This is a genomic window from Longibacter salinarum (assembly GCF_002554795.1).
Taxonomy (GTDB): domain Bacteria; phylum Bacteroidota; class Rhodothermia; order Rhodothermales; family Salinibacteraceae; genus Longibacter; species Longibacter salinarum.
This window is the reverse complement of the sequence record NZ_PDEQ01000003.1, coordinates 168,888-190,242: the sequence shown is the minus strand read 5'-3', so window position 1 is coordinate 190,242 and position 21,355 is coordinate 168,888. Positions and strand designations below refer to the sequence as shown.

The 21,355-nt window shown below is 58.8% G+C and carries 13 protein-coding genes; 8 read left to right on the top strand and 5 right to left on the bottom strand.

The window, feature by feature from the left end; genetic code table 11:
* Nucleotides 1-242: 242 nt before the first annotated feature.
* The 4 genes from CRI94_RS07095 to CRI94_RS07080 all read right to left on the bottom strand — a co-directional run bounded on the left by CRI94_RS07095 (nt 243) and on the right by CRI94_RS07080 (nt 6,952).
* Nucleotides 243-1,382, bottom strand: a complete 1,140-nt coding sequence (locus CRI94_RS07095; protein ID WP_098074987.1) for a PQQ-binding-like beta-propeller repeat protein — start codon at nt 1,380-1,382, stop codon at nt 243-245.
* 117 nt (nt 1,383-1,499) lie between these two features.
* A complete protein-coding gene (locus CRI94_RS07090; protein ID WP_143815327.1) occupies nt 1,500-3,245 on the bottom strand; it encodes a lipase family protein in 1,746 nt (581 codons plus the stop codon).
* Nucleotides 3,246-3,337: 92 nt separating this feature from the next.
* Nucleotides 3,338-4,270 (bottom strand): hypothetical protein, encoded by a 933-nt coding sequence (locus tag CRI94_RS07085; protein WP_098074985.1) that lies wholly within the window; start codon nt 4,268-4,270, stop codon nt 3,338-3,340.
* A 78-nt stretch (nt 4,271-4,348) separates the two neighbouring features.
* Nucleotides 4,349-6,952 (bottom strand): T9SS type A sorting domain-containing protein, encoded by a 2,604-nt coding sequence (locus tag CRI94_RS07080; protein WP_179862194.1) that lies wholly within the window; start codon nt 6,950-6,952, stop codon nt 4,349-4,351.
* 370 nt (nt 6,953-7,322) lie between these two features.
* On the opposite strand from CRI94_RS07080, the gene cysS reads away from it, so the two are divergent.
* The 8 genes from cysS (at nt 7,323) to CRI94_RS07040 (ending at nt 17,831) form a co-directional block, all read left to right on the top strand.
* A complete protein-coding gene (gene cysS / locus CRI94_RS07075; RefSeq protein WP_098075241.1) occupies nt 7,323-8,861 on the top strand; it encodes a cysteine--tRNA ligase in 1,539 nt (512 codons plus the stop codon).
* A gap of 95 nt (nt 8,862-8,956) precedes the next feature.
* Entirely contained in the window at nt 8,957-9,139 is a 183-nt protein-coding gene (locus tag CRI94_RS07070) for a CysS/YqeB C-terminal domain-containing protein (RefSeq protein WP_098074983.1), read from the top strand.
* A gap of 121 nt (nt 9,140-9,260) precedes the next feature.
* Entirely contained in the window at nt 9,261-10,265 is a 1,005-nt protein-coding gene (hemB, locus tag CRI94_RS07065; RefSeq protein WP_098074982.1) for a porphobilinogen synthase, read from the top strand.
* Nucleotides 10,266-10,435: 170 nt separating this feature from the next.
* On the top strand, nt 10,436-10,981 hold the full coding sequence (locus CRI94_RS07060) for an outer membrane beta-barrel protein (RefSeq protein ID WP_098074981.1): 546 nt from the start codon (nt 10,436-10,438) through the stop codon (nt 10,979-10,981).
* A gap of 228 nt (nt 10,982-11,209) precedes the next feature.
* Nucleotides 11,210-11,725, top strand: a complete 516-nt coding sequence (locus tag CRI94_RS07055) for an HhH-GDP family DNA glycosylase (protein ID WP_098074980.1) — start codon at nt 11,210-11,212, stop codon at nt 11,723-11,725.
* A 211-nt stretch (nt 11,726-11,936) separates the two neighbouring features.
* A complete protein-coding gene (locus CRI94_RS07050) occupies nt 11,937-13,349 on the top strand; it encodes an efflux transporter outer membrane subunit (RefSeq protein ID WP_098074979.1) in 1,413 nt (470 codons plus the stop codon).
* A 48-nt stretch (nt 13,350-13,397) separates the two neighbouring features.
* Complete coding sequence (locus tag CRI94_RS07045) at nt 13,398-14,642, top strand: efflux RND transporter periplasmic adaptor subunit (protein ID WP_218919360.1); 1,245 nt, start codon at nt 13,398-13,400, stop codon at nt 14,640-14,642.
* 153 nt (nt 14,643-14,795) lie between these two features.
* Entirely contained in the window at nt 14,796-17,831 is a 3,036-nt protein-coding gene (locus CRI94_RS07040) for an efflux RND transporter permease subunit (protein WP_342751890.1), read from the top strand.
* Nucleotides 17,832-17,984: 153 nt separating this feature from the next.
* Here CRI94_RS07040 and CRI94_RS07035 read toward each other — a convergent pair whose 3' ends face one another.
* The gene (locus CRI94_RS07035; protein ID WP_098075239.1) at nt 17,985-21,251 is read right to left on the bottom strand and encodes an efflux RND transporter permease subunit; all 3,267 of its coding nucleotides are present in this window, start codon (nt 21,249-21,251) and stop codon (nt 17,985-17,987) included.
* Between the last annotated feature and the right edge of the window lie 104 nt (nt 21,252-21,355).

Below are 21,355 nucleotides of genomic sequence, written 5' to 3'. Positions count from 1 at the left end.
GTCTAATTTCCTTACCCCACAGTTTCTCTTCGATACGGCATATCTTGTTGCGCCATCTAGAAAAGGTCCTCGTAGGTCTCATGGATCGTAGAAACATAGACGTAAACATCAAAGGAGGTACGAGCTCTCACGCGTCCATACTCTCATAACCCCACGCATTTCGGGGCAGTCGCGCCAGGGATTCTTGAGGTGCCACCTACTCAGGGCAAGTGTCCGGTAGGTAGCAGTCTAAATTGGACGATCTAATCCGTCCTCGGCTCGAACGGTTCGTAAGCTACCACCTTGCTTGAGGTTTGAGCGACGACCGTCCCTTTTCCTGCCCCAACTTCCCAGACGTACGTCCCGTCCAAGGGCGGCTCCACGTGCACGACCTCACCGGAGTCCACGTCAACCACGTACATCGCAACGCCATGAGGATGATAAATGAAGCCGTCGAGGTAGGCCATCCCTGACTCCCCGTGTCCAGCCTCTAGATCCGTCATCCAGATGCGACTACCGGTTTCAGGATCAAGCGCCCACAGCTTCTGACGGTCATTGACGATGATCTTCCCGTCCGCCCAGATGGCCGCATACGTCCGAACATACCGGTTCGACCAGATCTTTTCACCTGTCTCTGCATCGAGCGCGACGAACTCGACGCGATCGCCCGTCTTGGTACCAGCATAGACCCGTCCGTCACGAACGATGGGCCTCATTCGTAAAAACCCACCTGATTCGGTCTGGTATGTCCATATCGATTCGCCAGTATCTGCTGTAACCTTTTGAATGCCTCCCACGGCTTGACCTTCCCCTCCTTGCGGGACATAACCATACCCAAAATACACAGACTGATCGTGGTACGTTAATCCACGAGGAAGCGACTCGAACTTACGCTGGAATATAGGCTTACCTGTCCGGCGCTCCAAAGCAAGCAGATTTCCTGACTGATCGCCGGCATAGAGTGCGTCTTTTCCGACTGCCAGATAAGCGAGTGGATATACTTCGGAGTCAGAGTAATACCATAATGTATGTCCTGTACCCTGGTCCCACGCGCCAGCTTTATAGAAGTAGTGGCAGGTAAAAACCTCGCCAGAATCGACGACAAAATCCGGTCCGATGAGCTCTTGTTTTGGCTCGAGCTGGGTAGCCCAGATATCCTCACCATTCTCCAGCGACATGGCTCTTAGTGAACCAGCTGCAGACGTCAAAACGGCCGGGGCTTGCTCCACCGTCAATATTGCCGGTTCAGTCGATGGGGATGTCGTGGCAGGCAGATAGTCCCTCTCCCACCTAACGTCCAGTCGCTGTGCAGAAGCACGATCTTTATTTGTGTCGCAGCCGACAAAAAATGTAAGTGACAGTACAAAAAACACCGATGAAAGAAATACACTCGACCTAGTCATTTTACCCTCACATCAATGATCATTGTCAAGAATCGAGGGGTAGGTCGCTTGATTCAAAAAATCTCATTTAGCGACCTACCCTTGATTGTAGTGTATACAAAGCATGAAGAGCAAGACTTACAATCCTGACTCTATCATGAAGTCGCGGACATCACGCGTTGGTGGATTCAAATCGCCTCGAGAGAACGACCCGTCGGGGATGCCGGGATCCTGGTTCGCACTGTATCTACGTCGTGCATAGATCATCTCGGCGTGGTTAAAGCCCGTGCCTCCCTTGTAGTACTGATTTCGGCTGGGCGTATCGGAATACACGATGGTCTCCGGCCCAGCGTGAGTGTACATAAAGTCAGGATCTCCGTCCCAACCGGTCGTCACAGACCCCAATAATCCATCCGTCTTATTCGGCACGCTTACGAGATACGTATATGTCTCATTCCAGCACTCATTGCCTGGCGTGCCATCGTTGTCGTCTCGTCCGTCACCGTCATCGTCCGGGGGTTCGAAACGCCCGTGCACGAAACTTTCCGCCGACGGGACATCGAACGTTGCCTGGACCATGCTGCGACCCACGACTTCTCCCGTGGTCGGGTCTTTGCAAACGAGGCGCTCTCCCTGGCGGGTTGCCATCCGATCTGCGGCAAGTATGTAGCTATACGTGGACTCGAAGCCTTCCAGCGCTTGCCGGCCATCCTTCCATCGATTCCATTTTCTGTAGTCCCCCGTCGCGCAGGATATTCCCAGCGTCCAATAGCAGCGATGCCGGTAATAGTCCGCAGCATCACGATAGACACCTTTGAGTTGATAGAACAGGTTAACGGTCTTGGGCTCTTCGCCCGGACGAACCAACTGATCGCGAGTGAAGACATTTCTAAACGTAGCGTAGCGTGGATTTCCTAACGCCGCCATGTCCTCAAGAATGCCAAATCGCTCGAAGGGGGAGAATCCTATCGTGTTCACGGCTTCTGTGCTCGCACCGCTAGCAACGCGAGCAAATGCAGGTGCGCGCTCGATCCCTAAAAGAGCGCGATAGTTTTCCGGATCGGGTGCATTATTGATCTCCTCAATCAGATAACCATCGGGACCAATGGCGTCCTTCGCTCGCTTTTCCACTGCCATGCCATTCAGCGACTGGGCGATGTCCTCTTCCTGCAACCGTATGATCCGTTCCGCTGCGTATTCGTACGGATCCCAAAAGTTTGAGATGATATTTATCGGCATGTGACCCCACGGAACCCAAAATTCCACCAGTCCCTCCCCGGCCTCGGCAAGCGGAGCTTTCAAGATGTCCTTCAAAAAACCATTGACCTTGGGCTTCGCGTTCTTGTACCCGGATCGTTTCCCATAGGACACGGTCGTCGGCTTCGCACCCTGCATCGGCGATGCAATCGCAATCACCGTGGACACGTTGAGCTCAGGTGCGTACTTCCGGACGTGCTCGCGTAAAAGCCGAACGACGATTCCGCCCTGACTGTGGCCAATCAGCAGCCACTCCGCGTTCGGAGCGGTATTCTTCATTTTGCGAACGAACCGTTCCATCATCGCCTGGCGCGTGTTATCGAGCGTTCGGTCTCGGCTTCCACCGTAGAGATCCCGGTCGAAATATTTCAGCATGACGTGACCGTCAATGACACCAACCTGGTTTTGAAGATAGTCGATGGTTCCACTCGCTTTCCATCTCTGTCCCTTCGCATTCAGAATGTCCTGAGCGGTTGCCCCCGACTGAGGGCGATCATCTCCGAACGTAAAACCATGAACGAAAGCTGCGTATCGGGACTGGGCCTGGACGTCCTGAAGTCCACTCATCACGATGAGCAACACGGCAAGAACGCCGATGGGCCTCGCTAAACCTTTGATTAATCGCATGGTACTGACCTTTCCTTATTTGAGAAGTGTTTTTTCCCAGATCCGGCGGGTTTGATTTCCAGGACCTGAGTTCTGCTCGACGTTCAGAGGAGTCAGTTAAAGCGCACGTTGATATTGCTACGAATAGTCTCAGATCGGGAGACAACTCCCCATTCTCCCTTCCGATCGTCATACTTGTAGGTGACAATACGCTCTGGAAACGGCATTCCGCTGTACATCCCGTACCTGCGTGTCTGCACCATGTCTACGTTGCCATTCTTGAGGCGATACTTCAGGTAAATCGGTTCGCCAATTCGGAGGTCAACGACGGTTTCGACGGTCGGGGCACCCTCCGAACTCGACACGGATTTGGTGAATGAGACACGATTGTCGTCCAACTGCCTGAAGGATACACCCCGAGATCGAAGAGATGTAAGGGTCTGCTCTCGACGCTCATCGACGGACGCAGATACTGTAGACCGAGCCTCTAGACTATCCATCGCTTCTGGGCTCAACCGAAACGCTTCTGGATCGACCGATCGCTGTCGCGCCACGGAGCCGTCAGCATGATATGCCGTGAGGCGGCCGTTTTTCACCTCAGATCGCACGACGGGATTCTCATCCTCTGGATCGTACGGCATGTCATTCTGAAGCTCCGCGTACAGATCAGCCGGCATATTCATTCCAGGATGGCCTTCGATGAACCTGGATGACGAGGTCAGGTAGCCTTCGCGATCGTATGATCGCACCTGACTCGTCTCTTCGTACTCCGTCATGTAAACGGTTCCTTCGGATTTGGCTGACTTCGACTCATTGCCGACAATCACATCTGGCCAAACGGACGAGTACGTCGCATCCGTTTCGTCGAAGGAGATTTGCAAGCGAACATTTGGCCCGAGATCCGTCGCGCCCCCACCTTCCGGGGGACCCGTCGATGCATCGATGCCAGAAGTGTCGCATCCGCTAAGAACAATCACGGTACCGGCCAGCGCTGCCATGATGATGATGCTCCAGCCAAGCCGCTTCGTACGGTTGGTTATAAACATGGGTCATAGATGATATGATTGATGTGGATACGTCCCGATGCAATCACACCGGGACCGATGACAATCAGAAGTAGATCGTCATCGAATGAGGACGACCTTTCGGACGTCCCGAGTCGTGTGCCCATCTCGCAGCCGCCGCATCGTGACGCGGACGAAGTACATTCCAGATGCGAGTGAACGCAGGTCAATGGGAAGAGCAAAGGATCCGACATTCGTGCGTCGCGAAGGATGTTTGCGCACTCGGCGTCCGAGCACATCAAAAAGGCTCACGCGTACATCAGCCGGCTCGCGAAGAACGATCGGAAGGGTAGCCGACTGACGGGTCGGATTTGGATAGGGCGAGCGTACCTCTGCAGACGACAGATCGGGCCCCTGCCAGCGTACACCCGTCTTTAGAATACCGTAATCCACCGTCTCGACGCGTGCGTGCAGCACATATGGACCGCCGGTTTCGACGGGGAAGTTGAATATCGCCCCGGCGTTTGGAGGCACCGCCTCTCTGACGTCAGCCTCCAGACTGTCCATCGGAATCGGCGTAAGCGCCTGCAGATACCGTCCGGACGGCATCTGCGCCACGATTCTGGATGTTTCCGGCTTCATCTCTACATCGGACGAGACACTCACCCAGATGTGATCTCCGTGATACACGGGCTGAATGTTTAGTCGACTGAAGGCGTCACGGCGATTGGGCCAGGCGACATTTGCTCGGATCATCGGCCGGTACCCTTCCAGCGACTGACCGTCCACGCGAACATGTGCCATTGGACGCCATCCCCCCCTATGGTGAACGCCCCGCACCTTCGCGTCAGACGGGCTGTTGTCGAGCGCGATCGCGACTGGATTGGAATCGAGGCCGGAGCCAATGAGGACATAGACCGGTTCATTCATTTGAGAGAGCTGGTCATAAAAACGTCCCAACGACACAGTCACACTCCCGATCTGACCTTCCTCTCGGGTGATCTCAAATGTTTCGGGTCCGGCGACACGTGCGCCGGGAAGCCCATCCTCTACGCTTCGAATTTCGACCTCCAGACGTTTGGGGGTTTGATTCGAGATTCCAGAGCCTTCGATCTCGCTGAGAAAAACCACGTCCAGATCGATTGATCGCATCCAGAACTCGGTTAGCGGGTCAAACTTCAATCCGGCCTGCTCGTGTGCGCGCTCCAGGAGCAGATATCGGGCACCGAGTCCAAACGCATCCGCCACCCCGTCGTCATGTCGAAGCGTAGTCTGCGTTAGGCTACGACGGCCGTTGAATACGACCTGTACCCGGGGCATCGAAGAATCAGGTCCCGATTCTACGTTAGAGACCAGAACCTGCAGAGTCGCTTGTCCGCCATCATCAACCCGTATCTTCTGCCCTGACTGCATCTGAACCGACCTCGATCGGCCGGATGGATGCACCACTTGACCATGTAGTTGAACGGCAGCCTGACTTCGAATATGGACGGTTGCGTCGCGAACCAGCGGCACGTCGAATCGACCGTGACTCCATGCCCCGAGCTCGCCGTTTCTAAGTTCCGGCAGGGTTCGTATTTCCACACCGGGTGCACCCTTTCCTACCGCTACTCGATCGGGATGCCGATATCCAACTCGCGAGTCGGGTGCCGCAAGCAGGGTGGCCTGGCCCCAATCCTCGAACACCTCTTCGAAGCGTCCCGCATTCGTTTGCTGCAGAACGGCGCGGACCGCCCTCTCACCGTGACGGTTAGGCGTCTGCACGAGATCAGAGACATGCTCATACCCGATCTGTTCGGCGAGGTAATGCAGGAAGAGACTCGCACGCGCATAGTCCGGTAGCGGATTTCCGTACGACCAGCTAAATAGCGGCCGGACTGGATCCGCGAAGTATGCGCCGGCAGATCGGGGCTCGAAGCCACAGACGATCTCTGCTAGCTCAGATAGCCCCTCGTTGACGAAGGTCGTTTCCACCTCTCGGCCCTCGTAGTTGGCGTGGACGAGGTGCTGATATTCGTGCGCTATGGTTGCTGTCGCGGTCGATACATCAACAGATCCGTCGCGGAGTATCGTCGGGCGCGTGTCGATATAGAGCAGATCGCGGCGATTTGAGTTCGCGTTAGAAGTGAGGTCATTGGGGTCGAAAAAGCCCGCTACGAAAGCCCCGGTTTCCTCAAACTGATCGTGAATGTCTAGCAGGAGGATGTCGACGCGACCATCCCGATCCACGTCGGGTGGGTGACCGAAATACCGATGGAGCAACGACAGAACCCCAAGCGTCGAGTCGAGGGACGCTACCGAGGTCCGATAGCTCAACGTAGTTTGAATCTGCTGCACCACCGAACCGAGTATGCCCCGTCGCCGGAAGCGATTGGCCTCGGCCACCTCCATCCATACATTTGTCTCCGGCGTCGAAGCGAGTCGCCGGGCCTCGACATCCGCCCACTCCGACTGATCGAGTATATTTCGGACGCGAAAGGTGCGAGTATCTGTATCAAGACGAGTCTTGGGACGAACGGCTTGCTTGCGTAGACGCTTGATGTGCGCCTGAACCCGGCTGTAATCCGATGCGCGAATGAGGTCCGCTGTGACGTGCCGAATATGCGTGTCACTTCCACGACCGTGATGCGTTGGCCCGCTCTGAGCGAACGTTTTGCTCGCGGTACCTAATCCCAGAAAGACGAGCATGGCGCCGAAAACCAGGGCGACGTGCTTTTCCCACATACAGCGAGCCCTCCACCATTTCGCTCTGCATTTCCACTGCTGCATACGTGCACCCACCAGACCCTATCCATTTATCTGGTACACACTATATGTATTTATTTATTTATATAAAGATATAAAGTGTTTATTTACGTTATAGTAACATGAGATTAGAGCCCACATGTATGTGCACCACCTTTCCAAACGCCTTGACACATCCACGTGCGTGGGTTTACCCACGCGGGCCATCGGGCGAACGGGTTGCCTCGTTTCGGTCAAAAATGCACCGTTCGATGGCGGCACAATCCCGGGCGCGCCGTGTACGGTTCTATCGCTGTCCGTCTCGACGTACGCGACGATTTTTCTCCCACACCGCCGATTCCAGCACCGCATGGCCGAACGTACGCTTCGCCTCTACAATACGCTCACTCGTGAGACCGAATCTGTCGAGCCCATAGAGGAAGGACACCTCCGTTTTTACAGTTGCGGCCCCACGGTGTACAACTACGCGCACATCGGCAACTTTCGGTCGTTTTTGACGGCCGACCTGATTCTCCGTACCGCGCGAGCGATCGGCTGGGACACGACATACGTCAGCAACATTACCGACGTCGGACATCTGACGCAGGACGACCTCGTCGACCCGTCCGGGGAAGACCGAATGGCCGAGGCCCTGGAACGGGAAGGCGAGCGATTCGCCAATATCTATGACCTTGCCCGCTACTATAGCGACGCACTCCTACGTGACTGGCACGCACTCAACCTGCGAGATCCGAACGTCCGCCCGCGTGCCACCGAGCACGTCACCGATCAGCTCGAGGCCGTAATCTGTCTCGTCGAAAGTGGACATGCGTACGCGACGGACAAGGGCGTGTACTTCTCGGTCGAGTCCGCTCCCGATTACGGCAAACTGAGTGGGAATCGCGAAGCCGAGCAGTTGCAGGCGACCGAACGCGAGGTAGTGGAGGACGAAGGCAAACGCGACCCGCGCGACTTTGCGCTCTGGAAGCTGGACGACGACCATCTGATGAAGTGGCACAGCCCATGGGGCTGGGGCTATCCCGGCTGGCACATCGAATGCAGCGTCATGGGAATGCGATATCTCGGCGACCGCTTCGATCTACACGCTGGAGGCGAAGACCTTATTTTCCCCCACCACGAGTGCGAGGTGGCACAGAACGAAGCGCTGGCCGGCCACGAGGTTATCCCCTACTGGGTGCACACCCGCTTCCTGCAGGTCGAGGGCGAGAAGATGTCGAAGTCGAAAGGCAACTTCTACACGGTACGCGACCTCATCGCGCCAGACCCCAACGACGAGCACGTGCCGGAGGCCATCCGTCAGCAGGGCGGCGTCGACCCACTTGCCCTCCGCTACGCGCTTCTCAGCGGTCAGTACCGCAAGCCGTTCAACTTCACGCTCAAAACGCTGCGCGACAGCTCGCGCGCCGTCAAACGCTACCAGGATATCCAGGAGCGAGTCGAGGAAGCACTGGCTGCGGAGCCCGATGGTACCGGCGAGTCCGATCTCACGTCGAAGCTTCGCGAGAGTTATGAAGCCACGCTGGATGCAATGTGCGACGACCTTAACACGCCGGGTGCACTCGCCGCGGCGCTCCAGGGCGTAAAAGCACTCGAGCAGGTCGATACGTTCACGGCCACGGATGCACGCGCGGCGCGTGCGTGGCTGAGTGACATCAACGATTTGCTTGGCATCGTGCAGCCGGAGCACGAGGCATCAGAGCGCACAGACGGTAAAGACGAAGACGACGAGTTCGCCGAACGCGTCGAGGCGCTCATCGAAGAGCGCGCAGATGCCCGCGCAGACGGTAATTACGATCGGGCAGACGCGATCCGGGACGAACTCGACGCGATGGGCGTAGACGTCAAAGACAGCGCGGATGGCACGACGTGGGAGCGAAAAGGCCTCTAATGCACACCAGGATCTGACCGCGGGATTTGGACCAGTCGCCTGGCCCACTTGCCCGCGATGATAGCATTTATCTCAACGAAGAACGAAGACCACCTATGTCTGACGAAGCCACGAACGACTTTACAGAAATCGTCGAATCTCTCGTCGAAGAGCGCGAACAGGCCCGAGCGGAAGGCAACTATGAACGCGCCGATGCCATCCGAGAAAAGCTCGACAACCTCGGCATTGTCGTTATGGACGACGATGGAGAAACAACCTGGCGCCGGGAGGAATCCTGAAGCGCGCGTCGTGCCCGATCACGGGTGCTCCGCCAGGATGCGCCGGGACGTGTTCGTACTCTGCCCCGCGCGCACCCGCCACATCAAAGATACGTTGTCATTTCCCCCATCTTCCTCCCCGATGTCGCTTTACGATCTACCCGAGCGTCCGCGTCGCCTCCGTCGCACCGAAAACATTCGACGGCTGTCGCGCGAAACGCGCCTGTCCACGGACAACCTGATCCACCCGCTCTTCGTCAAGGCCGGAACGAATGATCGTCAGGAAATCGGCTCGATGCCCGGCCAGTATCGCCTCACCGTTGACCAACTCGTCGAAGAAGCGCGTGAACTCGACGCGCTCGGCATCCCCGGCGTCGCCCTCTTCCCGAAGATTCCGGACGATCGAAAGACGCCGGATGCCAAGTATGCTACGGATGCAGACGGCCTCTATCCGCGTGCGATTCGCGCTCTGAAATCGGAGGTACCCGATCTTCTCGTCATCACCGATACGGCACTCGACCCGTACAACAGTGATGGCCATGACGGCATCGTACGGGATGGGGACATCGATAACGACGCGACGCTCGACGTGATGCGCAAGATCGCCGTGGCACATGCCGAAGCGGGAGCGGATATCGTCGCCCCCTCGGACATGATGGACGGGCGCATTGGAGCCATTCGGGATGCCCTGGACGATGCGGGTCACACGTCGACGGCGCTGATGTCGTACACGGCCAAGTACGCGTCGGCCTACTACGGCCCATTCCGGGATGCCCTCGACTCTGCCCCGCGCCGCCGCGAAGGTGTGCCGGTCGACAAGGCGACGTACCAGATGGACCCGGCCAACAGCGACGAGGCCCTCCGTGAGCTTCGGTTAGACCTACAGGAAGGGGCAGACTTCGTCATGGTGAAGCCGGCGCTTCCGTACCTCGATGTCATCCGCCGCGTCAAAGATCACAGCGATGTCCCCGTCGTGGCGTATCACGTGAGCGGCGAGTACGCGATGATCAAAGCTGCGTCTGCAAACGGCTGGCTCGATGAGAAAGCCGGAGCCCTCGAAGCCCTGACGGCGATTCACCGTGGAGGTGCCGATGTCATTCTGACGTACTTCGCCAAGCAAGTGGCGCAGTGGATCAGCGAGTCTTGACCGTTGCCGAATTCTCGTCCCGGCTACCGAGTGATAGCGTTCCCCCTCTTTTGTGGCGCAGAAAACGGCGTAATTTCCATTTTCCGCAACACACATCAGCGTAACAACCGAGCGTGACACCACTCGTTTGGCGGGGGCGAACATATTTTGCTCACTGACACCACGCTACGATGAAACGCCTCGGTATCTTTGCGGCTCTACTCCTTTTCCTAGCGGCGTCGAGCCCGGACGTCACCCAGGCGCAGACGCCAGCCTGGAAGCACCAGATCTATTTCAACTCCGGTCCGCAGTTCGTAACGGGTGACGCCTCCGACGGTTACAAAACCGGACTGGCAATCGATGGCGGGTACTATTACCGTGCGGCCGACGCCTTCTTCATTGGCGTCGCCGGTGGGTATCACCAGTTTTCAGGTGAAGGAAACGTCGCCGATGTCGACATCATCCCCGTCCACGTTGCCGCGAAGTATAACTTCCGCCTGACGGGTATTCAGCCGTACATCGGCGTAGAAGGCGGTCCAACGTTCGTCAGCGGCGCGACGGATGAGACGAACTTCGGCGTTGCGCCCCGGCTGGGTCTTCGAATCCCGCTCTCCCGCGGCTTCGACCTCGACCTCAACCTGAAGTACAACGTCGTGTTTACCGAGGGGGACGACTTCACGTATGTCGGTGTAAATGGTGGACCGGCGTACATCCCGGATCGCCCTGCCATGCGTTAATCAGTGAACGAGGACTCTCCTGCCCTGCGCAATTTGACGGACCCTGGCTGCCACAGTCGGGGTCCGTTTTTTATTTCCCTCGCTGTATCTTTCCGGCTCCGACAAGCGCGGAAGAGTCGCCAGATCTTGCAAACTCTGATGTGCGGCTTGTCATTTCCGATAGCGCGCTACTACCTTCTGCCCTGGACCGTTCACTGCTTCCGGAAATTATACTGAACGAAATAGCATATGGCGATCGAAGTTACACACATCGACTACGGCGATCTAAAGGGCGGTCTCGTCCGCATGATGGAACGCTTCAAAGAGGAAGGCACCCTAACGGGGGAGCCTGAAGACGACGACCGGCTTCGCGAAGACCCCAACGCCGCGCTTCTCGGCCTCCTGTACGACCAGCGTGTCCGAGCCGAATTCGCATTCACCGGCCCCCTTCGCCTGAAGGACCGGCTCGGTCATCTGGACATGAAGAAGATCGCGGCAATGGACTTCGACGAATTCCAGGAGCTCTTCGCTCAGAAACCGGCGGTGCACCGCTTCACCAACAAGATGGCGGAGAACACGCAGAAGGTCGCTGCGATGCTCGTCGAAGAGTACGACGGCAATGCCGCCAATATCTGGAACGACGGAGTGGACATCGACACCATCGAGAAGCGAATTCGCAAATTCCCGGGCTTCGGGAAAGGCAAAGCGTCAAAAATCAAGTACGTGCTGCACTACTTCGGACACAGAGACTTTTCCGACGAGTAGCGCGCTGCTATTTCTGCCGGAATCTCGCGTCCCACGCCTGCCTAGGTGTGGGACGCTTTTTTGTGTATCGTACCGTCGATTTTATCAACCAAGCCGCCCGTACATTCATGTGTGACGATCTGATCTCTGGAGGAACGGCGCGTCGTTCGGTATCTTCTGGATATGTACCGCGACGTTTCATGCTTCCCTAGCTGACAAAGAACGCTGTCGCATGCCGGATTCCACAAGCGCCGCTTCGTTTGGATCAACCGCCGTCGTCGTATGTGTTCTCGTCGCGAGCGTGATAAGCGCCTGCAGTCCTGAACGAAGTGTACCTGAGCCCGTCGAGGCACCCGCGTCGTTTTCGCAGCAGGGCTCAGCCGACCAAATCGACCGATGGTGGACCGCCTTCGGTGACGACTCCCTCAATGCAGCCATCGACACGGCCCTATCGGCAAACTTCACGCTCCGCGCAGCCTGGGCTCGCTTGCAGGAGGCCCGCGCGATCGTAGACCAGGAGCAAGCAGGGCTTTTCCCCCAGATCGACGCATCAGCTTCCGCCGTAACCGAGCGTCGATCCGAAGATGGAGCTGGACGCAATCCCAGCGAGCGCGACCTCGAACTAGGGGCTGCTGCATCTTACGAGATCGATCTCTGGGGCCGCATTCGCGCCCGTGCAAATGCCGAACAGGCCCGTGCCGAGGCAACCCTGTCAGACTACCGCGCAGCGAGCCTTTCGATTGCGGCAGAAGTAACTCGTGCATGGATGCAGCTGGCCGAAGCGAGGCGTCAGCTCGACCTCACAGAACAGCAGGTTCAGACAAACCAACAGGTCCTCAGCCTCCTCCGTGAACGGTTCGGGACCGGGCAGATACGCAGCGTCGACATCCTCCGGCAACGCCAACTCATCGCTGCCTCGGAGCAGGACCGATCTGCCGCTCGGGCTCGCGTAGGCGTGCTCGAACACCAGCTCGCCGTCCTTCTCGGCACCTCTCCGCCTCGCCAGCCTGTTGCGGGGCCGGATTCACTGCCCGACCTTCCTCCTGCACCTGAAACTGGCGTGCCAGCCGAGCTGATTCGCCGCCGCCCGGATGTTCGAGCGGCACGCTTCCGCGTCGCAGCAGCCGATCGTGACCTCGCCGCGGCGATGAGCGATCGCTACCCTCGTCTTACCCTCACGGCATCGGCCGCCACGTCCGCGCAGGCGGCGGAAAACCTGTTCGACGACTGGGTGGCACGCGTGGCAGGCGACCTTCTCGCGCCGATTTTCTACGGTGGAGCGCTACAGGCGGAGGTCGACCGTGCCGAGGCACGCAAGCGAGAGTTGGTATACGCGTATGGGCAGACCGTTCTCCAGGCATTTCGGGACGTCGAGGATGCCCTGGTGCTCGAAACGAGCCAGCGCAAACAGGTCGAAAAACTGATCCAGCAGGAAGAACTCGCCCAGCAGGCGTACGAGCAGCTGCGCGTGCAGTACCTGAATGGCTCCGGCTCGTACCTGGACGTGCTGACGGCCCTACGCGATGTGCAACGGCTCCAGCGCGACCTTCTCGCGGCCCGTCGCATCCTGGCGGAAGACCGAATAGCGCTTTACCGCGCACTCGCCGGGGCCTTCACGACCGAGCGCGAACGAGACGACACGTAGCTTCGGCATTCCGATTAAGCATTCTCTCTGACCTCCCTCGCCTCCGACATGTCTCTTTCGCTCCCGAACTCTTCCAGCGGATGGATGCACACGGTGCTCATTTGTGCAGGTATCATCGCCGGTGCAGCCGTCCTCATGGCGCTCATTTTCTCGACCGAGCCAACGGCACAGACCTCCGGCGCGACGAAAGAAAGTGCCATGCTGGTGGACGTGATCACACTCGAACGCGACACCATTCGTCCCACCATCCGCGCAATGGGCACCGTTCGTCCGGTGGATGAGATCGTCCTCAGTCCACGCGTCGAAGGCCAGATCATCGATCGATCGGCCGCCTTCGATCCGGGCCGCGATGTCCAGGAGGGCGACATCCTCGTGCAAATCGATCCCTCGGACTACCGAAATGCTCTTCAGCAACGACAGAGCGAGCTTCAACAGGCAGAGTCGGATCTGAAGCTCGAAATGGGACGGCAAAATGTCGCCCGGCAGGATTACAAACTGCTCGACGATACGCTTGCCGAGGAAAACCAGGATCTCGTCCTCCGCAGGCCGCAGCTACAGGCGGCCCAGTCGGAGGTCGAGTCTGCCCGCGCCGCCGTGCAACAGGCACGCCTCGCGCTCAACCGAACCACGATCCGGGCGCCCTTCGACGCCCACGTTCTGGAGCGCAATGTGAGCGTCGGATCGCAGGTCCAGCCAAGCGACCCGATCGCGAGTCTCGTCGGGCGCGATCGATACTGGGTCGAAGCCACCGTTCCACTCTCTCACCTGCAGTGGCTATCCACCTCTACCTCCATGGAAGAAGCGACGGCGAACGGGTCTGCGGTACGCATTCGTAATCGGACGGCCTGGATGGATGATCAGTACCGCACCGGATACCTGGCCCGGCGCATCGGGGCACTGGAAGATCGGACCCGCATGGCTCGCGTGCTGATTTCTGTTCCGGACCCCGGAGCCACGCGTCCGGAGCACCAGGATGCTCCTCCACTCATGCTTGGCTCGTATGTGGAGGCACAAATCCCGGCCGAGCCGCTTCCTGATGTCATCCGCCTGAATCGCGACTTCCTGCGAGCAGACGATACGGTCTGGATTATGGATGCCGATACACTCCGAATCGAGAATGTTGACGTGGTACTCAAAGATGCCGTCTACGCGTACGTCCGCGACGGCATCGAAGAGAACGACCGCATTATTACGTCGACGCTCGCCACTGTGCGCGAAGGAGCGCCCCTCCGTCTCGCCTCGGACACAAGTGATACGTCCGACGAGAAACGTCTCCCCGATCCGTCGCGGTAACGATCCCGCATCCTCCGCTCTGTCCTCGCGCTGCCCCGCTCCTGACGGGCTCGATCCACTTCTGCTATGGCTACTTCCCCGCCCAACGACTCCAACTCCCCTTCCACGGGCGACACGCCCCCGGAAGGCTGGTTCTCCGGTCCGATCGCGTTCATGGTTCGGACCCCGATCGCGGCCAACCTGCTGATGGTCATTCTCATCGGTGGCGGACTGTGGTCGATGTACACCATCCAAAAGGAGGTCTTTCCGCAGTACCAACTGGACGTAGTCGACGTCGACGTGACGTATCCGGGCGCTGCGCCAGCCGAGGTCGAGCAGGGGATCCTCCGTCCCGTCGAAGAGGCCATCCGGGGCGTTCAGGGCATCAAAGAAGTCGCCTCCACAGCAGAGGAAGGGCGCGGAACGGTGAGTATTGAGCTCGTCGCCGGAACCGACCGCATGAAGGCGTTTCAGGACATCGACCAGGCCGTCAATCGCATCCGCACGTTTCCGGACGACATCGAAGAGCCGGAGGTGCAACTGCAGTCCAACCAGCGGGAGGTGATGTCGATCGGTATCTACGGGGAGGCGGACATCTGGACCCTGCGAAAGCTCGCCGAGTCGGTCCGCGATCAACTTCTGAGCACGGAGGGCATCACCCAGGTCGAAATTGGCAACGTGCCAGATTACGTGACGCACGTGGAGATTCCACGGGATCGGCTACGCGAATATGGAATGACGCTCAGCGATGTTGCCCAGCTCCTTCAGGCATCCAGCGAGGACGTACCGGCGGGCGCGGTGGAAACGAGCGATGGTGAAATCCTGCTTCGGATGCAAGAGCGAAAGCAATGGGCCGACGAGTTCGGTAACATCGAAATCGTGACATCCGATATCGGCAGCAACGTCCTGCTTGCCGACATCGCAGAGATTACCGACGGGTTCGAGGAGACCGGCTTCCACGGCAAGTTCAACCGCCAACCCACCGTCGATCTGCAGATTTACCGTATCGGTGATCAATCCCCTCTGGATATTGCTGAAACGGCACTCGGCGTACTCGAAACCGCCTCGGCCTCGTTCCCGCCCGGCATCACCTATCGCGTAGACAGTAACGCGGCCAACGACTACCGGCAGCGTCTGACACTGCTCACGGAAAATGGTGTGCTGGCGGTAATCATTGTGCTGTTCATCCTCGCCCTGTTCCTCGATCTGCGGCTCGCCTTCTGGGTGATGATGGGAATGGCGATCTCGTTTATCGGGGCGATGCTCTTCCTGCCTATCGCCGGACTGAGCATCAACATGATCTCGATGTTCGGCTTTCTCGTCGCACTCGGGATCGTGGTGGATGACGCGATTGTGGTGGGCGAGAATGTCTACGCGCTTCGCGAGGATGGCATGGGCGCGATGGAAGCAGCCGTACATGGCGCGCGCGACATGGCCAAGCCGGTCACCTTCGCCATCCTCACCAACATCATTGCATTCGTTCCACTTCTCTTCATCCCCGGAACGACCGGCAAATACTGGTGGCCCCTGCCCGCAGTCGTCATCGTGGTTCTTGCAGTCTCTTTGCTGGAGGCGCTGTTCATCCTTCCGGCGCACCTGGCCCACACCGCCGACTCGGCGCAGTATCGTGTCACGAAGTGGATCGAACAGCGACAGCAGAACTTCGCCCGTCGATTCAATCATTTCGTCAACACACACTACCGGTCGTTCCTGGATACCTGTTTGAACGCCCGATACGTCACCCTCACCGCATCGATTGCGCTCCTCCTGGTCGTCGGAGGCTACGGATACAGTGATCACATGGGCATGGTGCTGATGCCCGAGGTTGCCACTGACGAGATTGAGGCCGGTGCGAGCCTGCCCGTTGGAACGACCGTCGATCAGGCCGGAAAGGTGGCGAAGGACATCACCAACGCCACCTACCGGATGTTCGAAGAGAACGACCTCTACCGCGTGGCGGAAGGAATCAAAACGAACGTGCGCGGACAGAACTTCATCGATGTCGAGATCGTGATGAAGCCGCCAACCGAGCGCGACATGTCTGCACAAGAGGTCATCGAGATCTGGCGCGATGAAATTGGAGACATCCAGGGGCTCGACCAGATCACGTTCGAGGCAGAGCGCGGTCCCGGTGGCTACCGACAGGACATCAGCGTGGACCTGAGCCACTCCGACATCGAGGTCCTTGAGGAAGCGAGCGAAACCTTTCTGACTCGCGCGGAGTCGTTCGCCGCGACGCGCGACGTCAACGACAACTACAATCGCGGGAAGTCCCAGTTCGACTTCCACCTCCTCCCGGAAGGGCGCCGCCTCGGTCTCACCTCAGCCACGGTCGGGGAGCAAATTCGAAATGCATTCTACGGTGCTCTCGCCAAGCGACAGTTGCGAGGAACGAACGAGATCGAGGTGCGCGTAAAGCTTCCACGAGAGGAGCGAAAGGACCTGTACCACCTGGAGGATTTCGTTCTGCAGACACCGAATGGCACAGATGTCCCGTTTCTCGACGTGGTCGGAATCAACGAGGGCGAAGCATTCACGTCGATCAACCGGCGGGACGGGCGACGCGTCGTGACCGTTAGCATGGATGCCGACCCACCGAGCGCCGTCACCCGCGTGATCGAGGCCATCCGGACGGACGTTCTGCCCGATCTCCGGAATCAGTTTCCGGGCCTCACGTGGAGCTTCGAGGGAAGTCAGGCGGATATGCGCGAGTCGACGCAAGCCCTGTGGGGAGGATTTGCTCTCGCGATGCTCATCATCTACGCCCTCCTCGCAGTGGCCTTCAACAGCTACTCGCAGCCGTTCGTCGTGCTGGGCGCGATTCCGTTCGGACTCGTCGGTGCGGTGATCGGCCACATTTTGCTCGGCTACGACCTCTCGCTCGTGAGCCTGATGGGCGTGATCGCGCTGTCAGGCGTCGTGCTAAACGACTCACTGATCATGATCGACTTCGCCAACAAAAAGCGGCGCGAGATGTCGGTCTTCGACGCCGTCAAAGAAGCTGGCGTCCGGCGCTTCCGCCCCATCATCCTGACAACCCTCACGACCTTTGGTGGCCTCTCGCCGATCATCCTCGAGCGGTCGAGCCAAGCCTACCAGCTTATCCCGATGGCCATCTCGCTCGGATTCGGGATTGTCTTTGCGACATCGATCATCCTGATCATCGTGCCCTGCCTCTACCTCATCCTGGAGGACGTCACCACGCTCTGACGACAGTGCGAAATGCGAAGGTGGAAGGGTGAAGTTCGAAGTGAGGGTTGGGGATTTAGGATTGGGGATCGGGGGTTGCAGAGTCGGCTCGCCTGCCCGCCCTGATCCCGACTCCCTACGTCCCCACCTCCAAACTTTAACACCTCAACACCTTCACACCTCCATACTATCCGCCACAGCGTCAACGGTCCGCGATCCATCTACGGGTGCCGGTTCCAGACGTCGCCGGTGAACGACCATGTACGCCGCCGGAAGCACGACCAGCGTGAGCATTGCAGCACTCGCCAATCCTCCCACCATCGGCGTAGCGAGACGCTGCATGACCTGTGCCCCCGTGCCGGTGCTGAACATCAACGGAAGCAGGCCGAAGAACGTCGTGAACACCGTCATTAGCAGCGGTCGCACGCGCATCACGGATCCGGCTTCGAGGGCGCTGCGCAGAGCCTCGATAGAACCGAGGTCGCCTCGATCGCGGTATCGCTCGATCGCCTCGTCGAGGTAGACCAGCATCACGACGCCCGTTTCCGCGGCGAGTCCTGCCACGGCGATGAACCCGACGCCGACGGCGATGCTCATGTTGAAGTCGAGCATCCACATCAGCCAGATCGCGCCAACGGCGCAAAAAGGCAACAGCCCGAGGAGAAGGGCCGATTTCATCGCGCTCCGAAAATGAATCAGGAGCAGTAGGAAAATGATGGCGATCGTGATCGGCACAAGAAGCTGCAGTCGTTCATTCGCTCGCTCCATGTACTGATACTGACCGCTCCATGTGAGTGCGTATCCGGCCGGAAGGTCGATCTGCTCGCGAACGACCTCCTTCGCATTCTGGACATACGTTCCGACGTCGGTGCGATCCGTGATGTCGACGAAGACCCACGCGTTGGGCCTTGCCTGCTCGCTTTTGATCATCGGCGGGCCTTCGACGCGCTCGAACGTGGCGACCTGTCCCAGCGGAATCTCTCCGCCCCTCGGAAGGGGAACGCGAACGTCGCGTAGCGCCGGTAGATTATCGCGGAGTCCACGCGGATAGCGCACATTGACCGAGTACCGCTCCAGTCCCTCGACCGTCGTCGTCACGGGCATGCCGCCAATGGCCGTCTGGATCACATCCTGCACGTCGCCGGTCGTGAGGCCATACCTCGCGACTTCGCGGCGATCGACCTCGATGTCCAAAAACGTCCCGCCCATCACGCGCTCGGCGTACACCGATTGCGTGCCGGACAGGGGCGCGAGCACCGCTTCGAGTTGCTCGCCGATCTGTTCGAGCGTTTTCAGATCCTCACCGGCAACCTTAATCCCGACCGGCGTTTTGATTCCCGTCGCGAGCATGTCCGTTCGCGCCTCGATTGGCTGCGTCCAGGCGTTCGTGAGCCCCGGAATCTGCAGGGCCGCATCCATTTCGCGGATCAGCTTCTGCCGCGTCATGCCGTCTCGCCACTCGTCCTTCGGCTTAAGCTGGATCGTGGTTTCCAGCATCGATAGCGGTGCGGGATCCGTCGCGGTTTCCGCACGCCCTGCTTTTCCAAACACCGATTCGACTTCGGGGAATTGCGCGATGATGCGATCCGTCTGCTGGAGCAATTCCTTAGCCTTCTGCGGAGACACGCCGGGCAGCGTGGTCGGCATGTACAGAAGATCGCCCTCGTTTAGTGGGGGCATAAATTCCGACCCGATCTGCGGGAACGGAACGTACGCCGTCCCAAGCGTCATCCGCTGAATCGGAAGCAGCGTAATCAGAAGCAAGGCCGTGGCACCAACGAGCACCGTCACGGGTCGGCGGAGCACATGCCGGATAACCGGGCGGTACGCGCCGATGAAAAATCGGGCGATCGGGTTCTCCGACTCCTTCCGGATCCGCCCTTTCACGAACGTGACCATGAGTGCGGGAACGAGCGTCACCGCAAGCAGCGAGGCCGCGGCCATCGCAAAGGTCTTGGTGAACGCCAGCGGCCGGAAAAGTCTTCCTTCCACCTGCTGCAGCGTGAATACCGGCAGGAAGCTGACCGTAATGATCAGCAGCGAAAAGAACAGGCTCGGCCCGACCTCTTTTGCCGCAGCGATTACAGCCTCAATCCGCTCGCCGTTGTCGATCTCAGGCTCTTCCCCTGAAGCACCATCCCCTGCTCCGTCACCGGTCGCTTCTGCGTATCGGGCCTCGCGTATTCGCTCCAGATGCTTGTGGGCGTTCTCCACCATCACGAGCGACGCATCCACCATCACGCCGATGGCGATCGCGATCCCGCCGAGACTCATCACGTTCGCGTTGATGCCCAGTAGGTGCATCACGAGCAAGGACACGACGATCCCGACCGGTACGGTAATCAGCGCAACAACAGCACTTCTCGCATGCAGGAGAAAGAGCAGCACGACCAGCGCAACGACGATCATTTCCTCGATGAGCTGCGTGGTCAGCGTGTCGATCGCGCGCTCGATGAGTGGACGACGGTTGTATTGCGTGACAATCTCGACTCCGCTCGGCAAGCTGGCAGATAGTTCATCGAGTCGCGCCTCCGTCCGCTCGATGACTTCCATCGCGTTCTCGCCACTTCGCATCACGACGATTCCCCCGACCACCTCGCCCACGCCGTCCACCTCGGCAATTCCGCGGCGAAGCTCTGGGCCTACCTGAACGCGGGCGATATCTCCGATCGTGAGCGGCGTCCCGTTGCTCGACGTGAGACCCACCGAACGGATATCGTCAACGCCCTCCAGATAGCCTTTTCCTCGCACGATGAACTCGCGCTCCCCCATCTCGAGCAGGCGCCCGCCGACATCCTGATTGGATCGTTTGAGCGCCATTTTGACATGCTGTAACGGCACGCCATAGGCCGACAGCTTCTGCGGATCGACGACGACCTGGTACTGCTTCTTAAATCCGCCCACCGACGCGACCTCCGACACTCCGTCCACACCCTGCAACTCATATCGCAGGAAGAAATCCTGGATCGAGCGAAGCTCGGCGAGATCGTGCTGCCCGGTCGTGTCCCGCAACGTGTACTGATAGACCCATCCAACCCCGCTCGCGTCCGGACCGAGTGCCGGCTTGGCCGACGCCGGGAGATCCTCGGAAACCGTGTTCAGGTACTCGAGCACCCGGCTTCTCGCCCAGTACATGTCCGTCCCATCCTCAAAAATGACGTAGACGAACGACGTCCCAAACATCGAATAGCCGCGCACCGTCTTCGCAAACGGAACGGACATCAGCGATGTCGTCAGCGGATACGTGACCTGCTGCTCGACAATCTGCGGCCCCTGTCCGGGGTATTCCGTCTTCACGATCACCTGTGTGGGCGACAGGTCCGGAAAGGCGTCGATCGGAATGCTCAGAGTCGCCCACGTTCCCGCAGCCGCGAGAAGAAGCGTCAGCATGCCGACGAGAAGCCGGTTTCGGGCGCTCCATTCGATAACAGAAGAAAGCATGATAACCTGTTCGGTGGATGAATCGCGAATAAGGAAGGGCAGACGGTCGCGTCTCAGGTAGGGCTGAAGGTCAAACTTTGGTACGGACGCAGTCGGCTCGGTGA